This window comes from Streptomyces aurantiogriseus, assembly GCF_014649375.1.
In the GTDB taxonomy this organism is placed as follows: Bacteria; Actinomycetota; Actinomycetes; order Streptomycetales; family Streptomycetaceae; genus Streptomyces; species Streptomyces aurantiogriseus.
Window position 1 is genome coordinate 166,920 of the sequence record NZ_BMSX01000015.1, and the last position, 13,683, is coordinate 180,602.

The window sequence follows — 13,683 nt, forward strand, 5'->3', positions numbered from 1 at the left end:
ACTGGTTCAGACGTGCGGGACGACAGCGACGGGGCAGCCGGCATGATGCAACACCGCGTGGGTGACCGGGCCGGTACGGGGGCCGAGGCGGCTGTCCCGGATCCGGCGTCCCACGACGACAAGGGCCGATCCGGAAGCGGCGCGGGTCAGTTCGGTGGCCGCCCGGCCTTCGACGACCGTCTTGGTGACGGCGACCTCGGGGAACTTCTCACACCACGGACGCAGCGTCGCGACCACGGCGTGTTCGTGCTCCGCGAGGAGCTCCGGGCCGGGCGGCGGGGCGACCCGGTCGGCGGTGGCGTACCCCGGCGGGACCGTGAAGGTGTGGATCACGCGCAGCGCGGCGCAGCAGCGCCGGGCGGTCTCGAAGGCGAACTCGATGAGCTCGTCGCAGGGTTGGCTGGTGTCGAGGCCGAGGACGACATCGCGGTACGGAATCTCGGGGATCTCGTCCGGAGAGACACCGCCGGGAACCGGGAAGTGTTCGTCAGTGACGCTCTCACCCGCGCGGACCAGCACCACGGGGCGCGGCGACCTGGCGACGACCCGCGCGGACACCGAGCCGAGCAGGAAGCCCGCGACACCGCTGAGCCCGCGGGACCCGAGCACCAGCAGCTCAGCCCGCTCCCCCGCCTCCAGCAGGGCAGCGGCCGGTGAGGCCTGCACCTGCTGCTCGACGACTTCGAGCCCGGGGTGCGCGGCGCGGACGCTGTCCGAGGCCTCCTTGAGCATCTGCCGTGCCCAGCCTCGCTCGGTCATGTCCATGGGCACGTTGGCGGCGGGACGCGGGTGCAGTTGCCATGCGTGCAGGAGCCGCAGCCTCATGCCTCGGCGCAGGGCTTCCCGGGCCGCCCAGTGAGCGGCGGCGCGGCTCTCGGGAGAAGCGTCGATCCCCGCGACTACGTATCGATCCATAACCTGTGCCTCCTCGGATCCATATGTCCACCATCAAGCCTGTGACGAACACCGGGCTATGGGCAGGGGCCGGACGGGCCCTGCCCTTGGGCTCCCTGGCCCATTTGGGCAAGTCGCGGGCCTCGGCGCGGCGCTCGCACGGCTGCGGCGCCGCGCGCCTGCAGGTGCTTCCGTCATGAGCGTGGTCGGCAGCGGCCCTTCCGTCCTGCGCCGGCCTGCGATCGCCCCCCCCCGTTATCTTCTTCGCGGTTCCGCAATGGGACCGCTGGCCTCCGGGCCCGGGCATGACTGGTCCCCCCTGTCGAACGGATGACCTGGGGGGTGGTGTCACCGGGCTCGAGAGGCGCCGTTGGAGACGCTGATGAGAGGACCGACTACCGCCCCGCCGAGCGCAAGGCCCGGCCATACGCGGGTGGCAGGTCTGCATAACGTGGATGCGCGCACGACGCCGACGCCCAGGCCAGCACGCACGACATCCGTTCGGGGGGGGAGGACGGCTTGAACGACAGCGACGAGATAGGCGTCTTCCTCGGCCTGGACGTCGGCAAGACGAACCATCACGGCCACGGGCTCACCCCGGCCGGCAAGAAGGTCTTCGACAAGCAACTGCCGAACACCGAGCCGAAACTGCGGGACGTCTTCGAGAAGCTGAAGGCCAAGTTCGGCACCGTCCTGGTGATCGTCGACCAGCCCGCTTCGATAGGCGCCCTGCCGCTGACAGTGGCCCGGGATGCCGACTGCAAGGTCGCCTACTTGCCGGGCCTGTCGATGCGGCGGATCGCCGACCTCTACCCCGGCGAGGCGAAGACCGACGCCCGCGACGCGGCTGTGATCGCGGACGCGGCCCGCACCATGCCGCACACGCTGCGCTCGCTGGAACTGACCGACGAGATCACCGCCGAGCTCACGGTCCTCGTCGGCTTCGACCAGGACCTGGCGGCCGAGGCCACCCGCACCAGCAACCGGATACGCGGCCTGCTCACCCAGTTCCACCCCAGCCTCGAGCGGGTCCTCGGCCCGCGCCTGGACCACCAGGCCGTGACCTGGCTGCTGGAACGCTACGGATCCCCGGCCAGCTTGCGAAAGGCCGGACGCCGCAAGCTCGTTGAGGTCATCCGGCACAAGGCCCCGCGCATGGCAGTCCGGCTGATCGACGAGGTCTTCGAGGCCCTCGACGAGCAGACCGTCGTCGTCCCGGGCACCGGCACCCTCGACATCGTGATCCCCTCCCTGGCCCGCTCGCTCGGCGCCGTCCACGAACAACGCCGGGCCACAGAAGCCCAGATCAGTGCCCTGCTGGAGGCACACCCTCTTTCCAAAGTCCTGACCTCGATGCCGGGGATCGCGGTCAGGACCGCCGCCACGCTGCTGGTCACCGTCGGCGACGGCACCAGCTTCCCCACTGCCGCCCACCTCGCCTCCTACGCCGGCCTCGCCCCGGCCACGAAGTCGTCCGGGACCTCGATCCACGGCGAACACGCACCCAGAAGCGGAAACCGCCAGCTCAAACGCGCGATGTTCCTGTCCGCGTTCGCCGCCCTGCACGACCCCGCCTCCCGCACCTACTACGACCGATGCCGAGCCCGAGGAAAGACCCACACCCAAGCCCTCCTCCGCCTTGCCCGACAACGGATCAACGTGCTCTTCGCGATGCTCCGCGACGGCACCTTCTACGAAGCCAGAACCCCACGCCTCGCTTGACGAAAGACATAGAGGCACCCCCCCGGGGGGCCACGGCGAGCCGGGCCGCCCGCTCTTCGGATCTTCGGCGTTGCAGGCCCACCAGTCCCACCCGGACCGGCCGGTGAGCGGACGGTTCGGCCCGGGAGCCCGGGCCGGTCGGCCCCTCCCCCTGCACACCGAGGAAAGCGAGGCTGGAGTGGCATCGGAGGGCCGGCTACCCGGGACAGTCCGAAGGGACGGCAACGGCCGAGCCGGCCGCTCGAACCCGCGAGTTCCGGCCCGCCGATGCACACCCCCGGGGGCACGACCCCCGGCGGTGTCCGGGTAGGCCCGCGGGCGCCGTACGCACCACAGACCGGTCGCGCTCCGCGTGAAGCGGTGAAGGAGAGGGGGAAACAGCCATGAAGACCTGCAAGGTCGGCGAGGTGATGACCAGCGAGGTCATCGGCGCCCGCCGGGAGACGCCGTTCAAGGATGTGGCGCGGCTGCTGGACCAGCATCGGATCAGCGGCCTGCCGGTGGTGGACGCCGACGACAAGGTCGTGGGCGTGATCTCCGAGACCGATCTGGTACGCCGACAGGCGGCTCAGGCCGAACGGGACCCGGGACGCCGCTTCCCGCTCTCCGCCCTGCGCCGGAAGGCACGGCGCAGGGCCGCCGAAGCCCGCGCCACGACTGCGGGGCAGCTGATGTCGACGCCCGCGATCACGGTGCACCCGGAGCAACGCGTCGCGGACGCAGCCCGGGTGATGGAGCGTCACCACATCGAACGGCTGCCCGTGGTCGACGAGGAGGACCGCCTCATCGGCATCGCCACCCGTCGTGATCTGCTGAGGGTCTTCCTGCGTACCGACGAGGAAATCCGCCAGGAGATCATCGACGAGGTCCTGACCCGCGCCATGTGCTTGCCGCCGCACACCGTGATCGTGTCCGTCCGCGACGGCGTGGCCACGCTGGAAGGTCGCCTGGAGCACCGCAGCGACATCCCGCTGGCGGTCCAGCTGGTCTGGAAGGTGGACGGCGTCGTGGGCGTGATGAGCAGCCTCACCTTCCGTATCGACGACACCCGCCCGCCCGAGACACACCCCTCGCGCCGGATCGCCCATCACTGGCTCCCGGAGCGGTGATCCCGACGTCGCTTCGGCGGCGTACCGCCAGGACAGCCACGGCTATCCCGGCCTCTGAGCCCGGCGATGCCCGCACCACCGCCACCTCCCCTTTTCCCGCCCCACCCCGCACAGCCGGGCCCGCCTGCAAGGAGCAGAGCACATGACCGCGTCCGCAGTCCCCCTCATCAATCCCCGACTGATCGACCTTCACCTCGAGGCCGGAAGCAAGGACGAGGCCGTCCGCGCGCTCGCCGAGCGCCTGGCCGACCAGGGCCGGGTCACCGACCTCGACGGGTTCCTCGCCGACATCGCCGCTCGCGAGCAGCAGATGCCCACCGGCCTGGAGGGAGGGATCGGCATCCCGCACGCCCGTTCCACCCACGTCACCCACCCGAGCCTGGCCTTCGGGCGCAGCCCGCGCGGCGTGGACTTCGGCGCCACGGACGGCCCGGCGGATCTGATTTTCCTGATCGCCGCCCCGGCGGGCGCGGACGACGCCCATCTGACAATCCTGTCGTCGCTGGCCCGGCAGTTGATGAACCCCGAGTTCACGGCCACGCTGCGGTCCGTGGACGACGCGGCCACCGCCGCAGCCCTGATCCGCGGCGAGGACACCCAGAGCACCGAGAGCAGCACGAGTCCCGCGAGCACCGAAGAATCCGCGGCGGCGTCGGCTGGAACGGCCTCCTCCGAGGAACCCGGCACAGGGGAACCCTTCCGTATCGTCGCCGTCACCTCCTGCCCCACCGGCATCGCGCACACCTACATGGCCGCCGAGTCGCTGGAGAACGCCGGCCGTGACGCCGGTGACGTCGAGATCGTCGTCGAGACGCAGGGCTCGGCCGGATTCACCCGGCTCGCCCCGGCGGTCATCGCCGCCGCCGACGGCGTCATCTTCGCGCACGACCTGCCGGTCCGGGAGAAGGAACGCTTCGCCGGGAAGCCGACCGTGGATGTCGGGGTGAAGGCGGGCATCAACCGGCCGGGTGAGCTGATCTCCGAGGTCAGGGCGAAGGCCGCGCGCGGAGAGGTCACAGCAGCCGCGAAGGGCGGGACCCCGGTGGAGCGGGCCGGCGAACCCGGCGACGGCTACGGAACCAAGCTCCGCAAGTGGCTGATGTCCGGCGTGAGTTACATGGTCCCGTTCGTCGCCGCGGGCGGTCTGCTGATCGCCCTCGGCTTCGCGATCGGCGGCTACGAGATCAACGGGGCCAAGCCGGTCACGGAACACTTCGACTGGGGCCAGGTAGACAGCTGGGGCGCGCTCGCCTTCCAGATCGGCGCCGTGGCCTTCGGGTTCCTGGTCCCGGTGCTGGCCGGCTACATCGCGTACGGCATGGCGGACCGGCCAGGCCTCGTCCCCGGCTTCGTCGGCGGCATGATCGCGTCGACCATCGGCGCCGGCTTCCTCGGGGGCCTGGCCGCCGGTCTGATCGCCGGTGGTGTGGTCCTCGCGATCCAGCGCATCGACATCCCGGCGGCTCTGCGCGGCATCATGCCGGTGGTCGTGATCCCCCTGATCTCCTCGATCGTGGTCGGGTTCCTGATGTTCGTGGTCATCGGCAAGCCCATCGCCGAGGCCCAGGAAGCCATGACCGACTGGCTTGACGGACTGTCCGGCACCAACGCCATCGTGCTGGGCGTCCTGCTCGGCCTGATGATGTGCTTCGACCTCGGCGGACCGGTCAACAAGGTCGCGTACACCTTCGCCACCGCCGGCATCACCGTCGCCGACCCCAGCGACTCCGCCATGAAGGTCATGGCTGCCGTCATGGCCGCGGGCATGGTCCCGCCGCTGGGCATGGCGCTCGCTACCACCCTGCGCAAGAAGCTGTTCACCACGGCTGAGCGGGAGAACGGCAAGGCGGCCTGGGTGCTCGGCGCCTCCTTCATCAGCGAGGGCGCGATCCCGTTCGCAGCCGCCGACCCACTGCGCGTCATCCCCGCCTCCATGGCGGGCGGCGCGGTCACCGGCGCCCTGTCGATGGCCTTTGGCGCGACATTGCGCGCCCCGCACGGCGGCGCCTTCGTGGTTCCGCTGATCGGCAGCCCGCTGCTCTACCTGGTGGCGATCGCCGCCGGTACGGCGGTCACCGCGGGTCTGGTCATCGCCCTGAAGGGGATGCGCAAGGACGAGTCGGAAGACCCAGCCACCACGGCGGGCGCGGAGACGTCCGCGGCGGACAGGCTGCCCGACACCTACAAGGCAGCAGCCTGATCCACAGGGAAGGAGCCGCCGCGCGACGCCCGCGGCGGCTCCACTCGGCGTAGCTCCGCAGGCGCCGGCAGCGCGGCCTTCTCCCCCGGAGTTGCCGGATGCCAGCCCCGGCGCTCCGTCCGTTCCCTTCGGGAACCAAGGACGGTCCGGTCCACCAAATGGGGGCCGACCGGGACCCCAGCGGGGACCTTCGGCACCGCAATGGCGGGCATGCCAGGAGCGACAGTGGTGATGGGAGCGGTACCGAACCCTCGCGGTGCCGCTCCCGGTACGAGGGCCGAAGCCCCGGCTTCGGCAATTCCGACCAAGGAGGCGTAGTTCCATGTCCCGTAAGGACGACCGCAACCGGACCGCTGCCCCGAAGGACTCCGAGGGCGGGCCCTCCGACACCGCGATCGCCGTGGACCGGCTGGTCACGAACGGGCTGAAGGCGCTCGCCGACTACGAGGCCCTCGACCAGGAACAGGTCGACCACATCGTCAAGAAGGCCTCCGTCGCCGCCCTGGACCGGCACACCGAACTCGCCCTGCTCGCCGTAGAGGAAACCGGTCGCGGCGTCTTCGAGGACAAGGCCGCGAAGAACATGTTCGCGTGCGAGCACGTCACGCACAGCATGGGGAAGATGAAGACCGTCGGGGTCGTCGCCCGCGACGACATCGACGACGTGATCGAGGTGGCCGAGCCCGTCGGTGTGGTGTGCGCGATCACTCCCGTCACCAACCCGACCTCCACCACGATCTTCAAGGCCCTCATGGCGCTGAAGACCCGCAATCCGATCGTCTTCGCCTTCCACCCCTCGGCCCAGCGCTGCAGCGCGGAGGCGGCCCGCATCGTGCGCGACGCGGCCCTCGCCGCGGGTGCGCCCGAGCACTGCGTGCAGTGGATCGAGACCCCGTCCATCGAGGCGACGGGCACGCTCATGCACCACCCGGGGGTCGCTCTGATCCTCGCCACCGGCGGCAACGCCATGGTCAAGGCCGCCTACTCAGCCGGCAAGCCCGCCCTGGGCGTGGGAGCTGGCAACGTCCCCGCCTATGTCCACAAGAGCGCGAAGCTGCGCCGGGCCGTCAACGACCTGGTGTTGTCGAAGTCGTTCGACAACGGCATGATCTGCGCCTCCGAGCAGGCAGTCATCCTGGACACCGAGATCTACGACGCGGCACTCGCCGAGTTCCGCACGCTGCACGCCCACCTGGCGACCGCTGAGGAGAAGCGGAAGCTGGAGACGTACCTGTTCCCCGTCAACGCGTCGAGCAGCGGCTGCGAGCCCAAGGTGAACGCCGTGGCCGTCGGCCAGAGCCCGGCGTGGATCGCGCAGCAGGCCGGGTTCAGCGTGCCCGAAGACACGTCCCTCATCCTCGTCGAGGCCGAACGGGTCGGCCCGGACGAGCCGTTGACCCGCGAGAAGCTCTGCCCGGTGCTCACCGTGCTGCGCGCCGGCTCCGAGGACCAGGGCTTCGACCTGGCCGCCGACATGGTCGCCTTCCACGGCCAGGGCCACAGCGCGGTCATCCACACCGGCGACCCGGCGCTCGCGGAGGCATACGGGAAGCGCATGAAGACCGTACGCGTCATCGTCAACTCGCCCTCTTCACAGGGCGCCATCGGCGGCATCTACAACAGCCTGCTGCCGTCCCTCACTTTGGGCTGCGGCTCCTGGGGCAGCACCTCGGTGTCCAACAACGTGTCCGCTGCAAACCTGTTGAACATCAAGCGGGTCGGCAGCCGCCACAACAACCTGCAGTGGTTCAAGGTCCCGCCGAAGATCTACTTCGAGCCGCAGGCCATCCGCTACCTCGCCTCCATGCCCGACGTCCACCGCGTCACGATCGTCACCGACGCGACCATGACCCGCCTCGGCTTCGTCGACCGCATCAACCGCGTCCTCAAGCGCCGTCCCGAGCCTGTGACGCTGCAGATCATCGACAATGTCGAGCCGGAACCCAGCATCGACTCCGTCCGACGCGGCGCCCGCCTCATGGGCGACTTCCGCCCGGACACCATCATCGCGCTGGGCGGCGGCTCGCCCATGGACGCCGCCAAGGTGATGTGGCTGCTGTACGAGCAGCAGGCCGACGGCGAGGACGTCGACTTCGCCGACATGCGGCAGAAGTTCTCCGACATCCGCAAGCGCGCCTTCCGCTTCCCCGTCCTGGGCAAGCTCGCCCGCCTGGTGTGCGTCCCCACAACCTCAGGCACCGGCGCCGAGGTCACCCCCTTCGCCGTCATCTCCGACCCCGCGACAGGCAAGAAGTACCCACTCGCCGACTACGCGCTCACCCCCAGCGTGGCCATCGTCGACCCGCTGCTCACCACCGAGCTGCCCCCGGCACTGGCCGCCGACAGCGGCTTCGACGCCCTCACCCACGCCATCGAGGCGTACGTGTCCGTGTACGCCAACGACTTCACCGACGGCCTCGCCCTGCACGCTATCCGCCTGATCTTCGACAACATCGAGTCGGCGGTGAACCACCGCGAGGCTTCGTCGGAGGCCCGGGAGAAGATGCACAACGCAGGCACCATCGCAGGCATGGCCTTCGGCAACGCCTTCCTCGGCATAGTCCACGCCATGTCCCACACCCTCGGCGCCACCTTCCACATCGCCCACGGCCGCACCAACGCAGTCCTGCTGCCGCACGTCATCCGCTACAACGGCACCGTCCCGACCAAGCTCACGGGCTGGCCCAAGTACGAGAACTACCGCGCCCCCGAACGCTTCCAGGACATCGCCCGCACCCTGGGCCTGCCCGCCGCCACCCCGGCAGAGGGTGTCGAATCCCTGGCCACCGCTGTGGAACGCCTCCGCGACGCAGTCGGCATCGAGCCCACCTTCGAATCCCTCGGCATCGACGAGAAGACCTTCCTGGACGCCCTGCCCCGGCAGGCGCTCAACGCCTACGAGGACCAGTGCGCACCCGCGAACCCGCGGATGCCCATGCTCGACGACATGCAAGAGATCATGCGCACCGCCTACTACGGCCGTGTGAACACGCCCGGCACGTAGGGCCGACCGTACGTACGCCAGGGCCGTTCGGCCCTGGCGTACGTAACTCCGACCGCAGAGAGCCTTGAGGTATGGATGCAGAGAACAGACCGGCGGCTGTCTCAGCCATAGCGGTGCACCGGACCCGGTGGGTGAACCGCATCGTCCTGGCGTTGCTCCGATCGCGGTGGCAGGCGGCAGTGCCCGGCCTGTGTGCACTGGCATTCCTGGGGCGTCGCACCGGGCGCCCTGTGACACTGCCTGTGCAGTATGCGCGCGAGGACGATCAACTCGTCGTGCTCGCAGGTCGCGCTGCCGACAAACAGTGGTGGCGGAACTTCACCCAGCCCCATGAGGTCGGTGTTCTGGTCGACAGAGTGACCTACGAAGGCATCGGCCGCCTGGTGCCAGTTGGTCATCCCGGCCGTATCGCAGCGGAAAGGGCTTACGGTCGGCGACATCCACACGTCCGGATCAGCAGGGATGATCCCCTGATCGTGGTCACCTTGTCGTCCGACGGTGTCCCTAGTGCGGAGCCCAAGCGCTCAGGCCCTGTCGGCGAGCCGTCAGCGCCGGCTGGGCTGCGGCTCTGGGGGCAGTGGTGGCGATGGACAACACTGGGAGAGGCTGCGGGCTTCTGCGTCCCTGCGGCCGCGGGGGCCATCGCCAGCGACGCCTCCACGGCGATCGCCTGGCCGATGCTGGTGGCGGCGGGGACGGCAGAGGGAGCGCTGCTGGGCGCGGCTCAGGCCCATGTGCTCGCCCGGGTGATGCCCGATCTGCGGCCTCGCCGCTGGGTGGCCGCCACGGCGGTGGCCGCCGGCTTCGCCTGGATGCTGGGGCTGCTGCCCTCTCTTGTGGCTCCGCGGGTCGGCTTCTCGCCCGCTGTCGCCGGCCTGGCAGCCGTCGACGGGGTGCTTGTGCTGCTCAGCCTGGGCACCGCGCAGTGGTGGGTGCTGCACCGACACGTCACCGACGCCTGGAAATGGATTCCGGCCACTGCGGCAGCCTGGCTGGCCGGACTGGCTGTCTTCTTCTCAGTGACGATGCCGTTGTGGCAACCGGGCCAGTCTCCCTTGCTGATCGCGGGCATCGGCGTACTCGCCGGGTTGCTGATGGCGGGCACGGTCGCTGCCGTCACCGGGTGGGCACTGGTGCGCCTGTTGAGGTGACCGACGGAGCCTTCAGCGCGTCCATCAACGACAGTGCCACGAGTAGCGGTTGCGCCCATTCGACTCACTGGCCGAAGCGGAGAAGGGCGAAGCCCCTTGTGGCGCGGGCTGATCCCCGCAAGATCAATAGCCCTCGCGGCCGATGGGGCCGACGCCGCCTGGGGACTGGGCAAGGCGTGGACACGCCTGCCGTTCGTCAGCCGCAACCGCTGGCTGCTCTGACCGGCTCGGCTGGCCAGACCAGCTCCCAGGACCGGGGTACCGTCGCAGCGAGGCGGCGGTGCCCGCTCGTGTGCGTGTTGCCATCCGCCAACCGCCAACCGCCAACCGCCTGGAGATGATCCACCGGTCTCACGCGAGAACGGTGTCTCGTTTTGCCCCGGATACCGCGCGCAACGAGACTTGAGCCGCCCAGGGCATCACTGTCAGTCGTGCGGGACGACGGCGACGGGGGCGGTGGCGTGATGCAGGACGGCGTGGGTGATGGGTCCGATGTGGGCGCCGAACGGCGAGCGACGGACGCGTCGGCCGACGACGAAGGACGAGGTCGTCCTGCTGGGCCACGGAGCCGGCGGGCGCCTGACCGCGGAACTGCTGGACCAGCTGATCCTGCCCGCCCTGGACGGCGCACCGGGCCCGATGGAGGACGCGGCGCTGCTGCCGGGGAGCCCCGACCTGGTGATCAGTACGGACAGCTTCGTCGTCAGCCCGTTGTTCTTCCCCGGCGGGGACATCGGGTCCCTCGCCGTCCACGGTACGGTCAACGACCTCGCCATGCGCGGCGCCCGGCCTCTCGCCCTGTCCGTCTCCCTCATCGTCGAAGAGGGGCTGCCGCTGAGCGAACTCCGGTCCGTTCTCGGCTCGTTGGGAAAGGCCGCGAAGGCCGTCGGCGTGCCCGTCGTCACCGGGGACACCAAGGTCGTAGGGCGTGGCGCGGCCGACAAGCTGTTCATCAACACCACCGGCATCGGGCAGCGATCCGGTTCGCTGCACCCGTCCGCCGTCCTGGCCCGTCCGGGCGACGCGGTGCTGCTGTCCGGACCGATCGGGCTGCACGGCACGACCGTGCTCAGCACGCGGGAGGGCCTCGGCTTCGACAGCGACATCGCGTCCGACACCCAGCCGCTGCACCGGCTTGTGCGGGCCATGTCGCCGCTCGGCCCGCATGTCCACGTCCTGCGCGACCCGACCCGGGGCGGGCTCGCAGCTGCCCTCAACGAGATCGCCCGCGACTCGTCGGTCGCCGTCGAGATCGACGAAGGCGCGATCCCGGTCCCCGAGGCTGTCGCCTCCGCCTGTGACCTGCTCGGCCTCGACCCGCTGGTCGTGGCCAACGAGGGGTGCCTGGTCGCCTTTGTCACCGCCTCCGTGGCCGACGAGGCCCTGGCCATCATGCGGTCCGTACCCGAGGGGGCCCAGGCCGTGCGCATCGGCGAGGTGCTTCCGGAGGGGCGGCGTGGGCGGGTGACGCTGCGGACCCTGGTGGGCGCCCGGCGGATCGTGGAGATGCCGCTGGGTGAGCAACTACCGCGGATCTGCTGACCGTTGTTCGAGCGAAGGGGACGGGCCCTGAGCCGCCGGCCGAAGCGAGCGGCAGATTCCGGCCGTCCGACCGTCCGCCATCCCCGGCACCTCGGGAACGGCCGCGGGGGCTGAGCGGAATCGGCGAAGTACGGTGCGCCCAGCTGCGGACGGCCCGCAGTTCTCGTAGATCTCGTACCGCACTTCCCGCGGAGCGCCTGGGCGTCAGCCGGTCCTGCGACCCCACTGCTGACCGAACTGGGCCCACTCCCTGTCCCACTGCTGCATGCGTCGGCGGTCGAGGCGTCCGCGCACAACCCATCCGACGGACAGTACGGCCGCGCCGGCGCCCACTGCGGTCGTCGTGCCGAGCGCTACGACCTGAAACTCGGCTTCCGCACTGGGCACGGGCGCGGGCACCAGCTTGCCGTTTCGGTCCAGCCACACCTGCGTCCTGGCTCCGGTCTTCTCGCCGGGGTCGACCCGGGCCAGGCTCGTCCGGGTCGAGCCGTCCGCCGATGTCCAGCGCACCCTGGCCCACACCTGGTCGCCGGCTCCGGCCGCCTCGGACGTGGCCAAGGGAGCGTCCTGGGTGAGCGCGGCCGGGACGGCGTGCCGCTCGGCTCGTCGGCTGTCCAGGTTCTGCTCCACCGCGTGGGCGGTCGCGGTGCCCGCGGCGGTGCCGGCGGCGGCCGCGAGGCACCAGGCCCCGAGCAGCAGCCAGGCCTCGACGACATCGGTAGGGCGCCTGAGCGGGTTGCGCCGCCAACGCCACAGCCGTACCTTCGTCGCCTTCCCGCGACGTGTCCGCGCCATCGTTCGGCACCCCCTCTGCTCTCACCGTGGCACAGTCGGCCTGAACACCTTCCGCTTCGAAACTCTCAGCCCGGCCACGGAGACGGGATGGGCCGACCGGGCTCCCTCAGTGGGACCTCCGGGTCCGTTTTCCCGCATCCCGCGGGCCCCGTTCAGCGTCCTGCCGGTGTCGCAGTCGTCACCGCCCGGCCGGGACGGCTCCTGAGAAGCACGGCGGCAGGCGGGCGACGCGGCGTGGTCCAGGTGTGCGCGGGGCGGCCGAGGCGCAGGATCATCTGCGGGAAGTGGTCTCCGGTGAGCCTCGCCTGCAACTCCGCGCGCAGCTCGGGCAGTTCGAGGGGCTGGGTGTGGAAGGCCGCCATGACCCGATGGGCCGCCGCGTACAGCAGCACCCGCTGGAGCGCCTGTCCGGCGCGCAGCCAGTCCAGCCGGGTGTCGTGCGCAGTCGTCAGTACGGCGACGGTGCCCGTCCTCGGAGACCAGCGCCGAGGTCGGGAGTCGCACCCCCCTGCGAGGCCCGTGTAGTCGCGTCCGGCGAGGAGCTCGCGGACCGGCTGGCGGCGGCATGCCTCAGCCGGCACCCGCTCCAGCCACGACCGCCGGGCGGGCCCCGAGTAACCGGTCACCTCCGCGATATGACCGGCATCGGCACGGTGCACGGCCTCCGCCACCCGCACCGTCTCCGCGAGCAGTCTCAGCTGCTCCGGATGGTCGACGATGTGCAGCAGGGCGCCCTCAGCCATGGCGTGGTCGCGCAGCTCGTCGATCAGCGACGGCGGCACGGGCTCGGCCTCGAACTGTCCGCGGTGCGTGTGCCGATGGGCCATGGTGTGTTCCATCAGCATCACCTCGCGGGTGGCCGCAAGGAACGCTCCCCAACCGACGCGGGCTAGGAACGCCGGGTTCCCGGGCTCGGGAAGCAGGGACACGGCCGGCCGGAAGCCGAGATGCCGTACCGCGACCCGGGTGTTGAACAGCGCGGCCCCGCAGCTGATCACCATCTCCCGGCCGCCCGGATCGGTCAGAGGCAGCCGTCGCCCGGCGTCGGTGTGCACCTCGAATCCGAAGCTCTCGTCATCGGCGACGAACAGCCAGGGCTGGGTGTTGTGCAGCGAGGGCGCAAAGGCGGCGGCGCGGGCGAGGTGGAAGGCTGCGTGGCTGGGACTCTCGTACGACACGGACATGGTGTTCCGCCCTTCGTGAACCATCTGCCCCCAGCGTCCGTGGCCCGCAGGACCCCGTGGTAGGGGCCGACAGTCCCCCGCT

The 13,683-nt window shown here is 70.5% G+C and carries 9 protein-coding genes; 6 read left to right on the plus strand and 3 right to left on the minus strand.

The genetic code is table 11. The annotated features are described in order from the left end of the window. Positions 1-6: 6 nt before the first annotated feature. On the minus strand, positions 7-915 hold the full coding sequence (locus IE263_RS29240) for a universal stress protein (RefSeq protein ID WP_189940817.1): 909 nt from the start codon (positions 913-915) through the stop codon (positions 7-9). A 498-nt stretch (positions 916-1,413) separates the two neighbouring features. On the opposite strand from IE263_RS29240, the gene IE263_RS29245 reads away from it, so the two are divergent. The 6 genes from IE263_RS29245 to hypE all read left to right on the plus strand — a co-directional run bounded on the left by IE263_RS29245 (position 1,414) and on the right by hypE (position 11,622). After that, positions 1,414-2,616: an IS110 family RNA-guided transposase gene (locus tag IE263_RS29245; RefSeq protein ID WP_189940818.1), complete on the plus strand. Its 1,203-nt coding sequence runs from the start codon at positions 1,414-1,416 to the stop codon at positions 2,614-2,616. A gap of 383 nt (positions 2,617-2,999) precedes the next feature. Continuing rightward, positions 3,000-3,725, plus strand: a complete 726-nt coding sequence (locus IE263_RS29250) for a CBS domain-containing protein (RefSeq protein WP_189940819.1) — start codon at positions 3,000-3,002, stop codon at positions 3,723-3,725. Positions 3,726-3,867: 142 nt separating this feature from the next. After that, entirely contained in the window at positions 3,868-5,925 is a 2,058-nt protein-coding gene (locus IE263_RS29255; protein WP_189940820.1) for a PTS fructose transporter subunit IIABC, read from the plus strand. A gap of 322 nt (positions 5,926-6,247) precedes the next feature. Beyond that, positions 6,248-8,929, plus strand: a complete 2,682-nt coding sequence (adhE, locus tag IE263_RS29260) for a bifunctional acetaldehyde-CoA/alcohol dehydrogenase (RefSeq protein WP_189940821.1) — start codon at positions 6,248-6,250, stop codon at positions 8,927-8,929. A 131-nt stretch (positions 8,930-9,060) separates the two neighbouring features. After that, a complete protein-coding gene (locus tag IE263_RS29265; RefSeq protein ID WP_189940822.1) occupies positions 9,061-10,080 on the plus strand; it encodes a nitroreductase/quinone reductase family protein in 1,020 nt (339 codons plus the stop codon). Between the two features lie 483 nt (positions 10,081-10,563). Continuing rightward, positions 10,564-11,622 (plus strand): hydrogenase expression/formation protein HypE, encoded by a 1,059-nt coding sequence (gene hypE / locus IE263_RS29270; RefSeq protein WP_308430777.1) that lies wholly within the window; start codon positions 10,564-10,566, stop codon positions 11,620-11,622. 204 nt (positions 11,623-11,826) lie between these two features. On the opposite strand, the gene IE263_RS29275 is transcribed toward hypE, so the two are convergent. Both IE263_RS29275 and IE263_RS29280 read right to left on the minus strand, forming a co-directional pair. Next, complete coding sequence (locus tag IE263_RS29275) at positions 11,827-12,417, minus strand: Rv1733c family protein (RefSeq protein ID WP_189940823.1); 591 nt, start codon at positions 12,415-12,417, stop codon at positions 11,827-11,829. Between the two features lie 152 nt (positions 12,418-12,569). Beyond that, entirely contained in the window at positions 12,570-13,601 is a 1,032-nt protein-coding gene (locus IE263_RS29280) for an Acg family FMN-binding oxidoreductase (protein WP_189940824.1), read from the minus strand. Between the last annotated feature and the right edge of the window lie 82 nt (positions 13,602-13,683).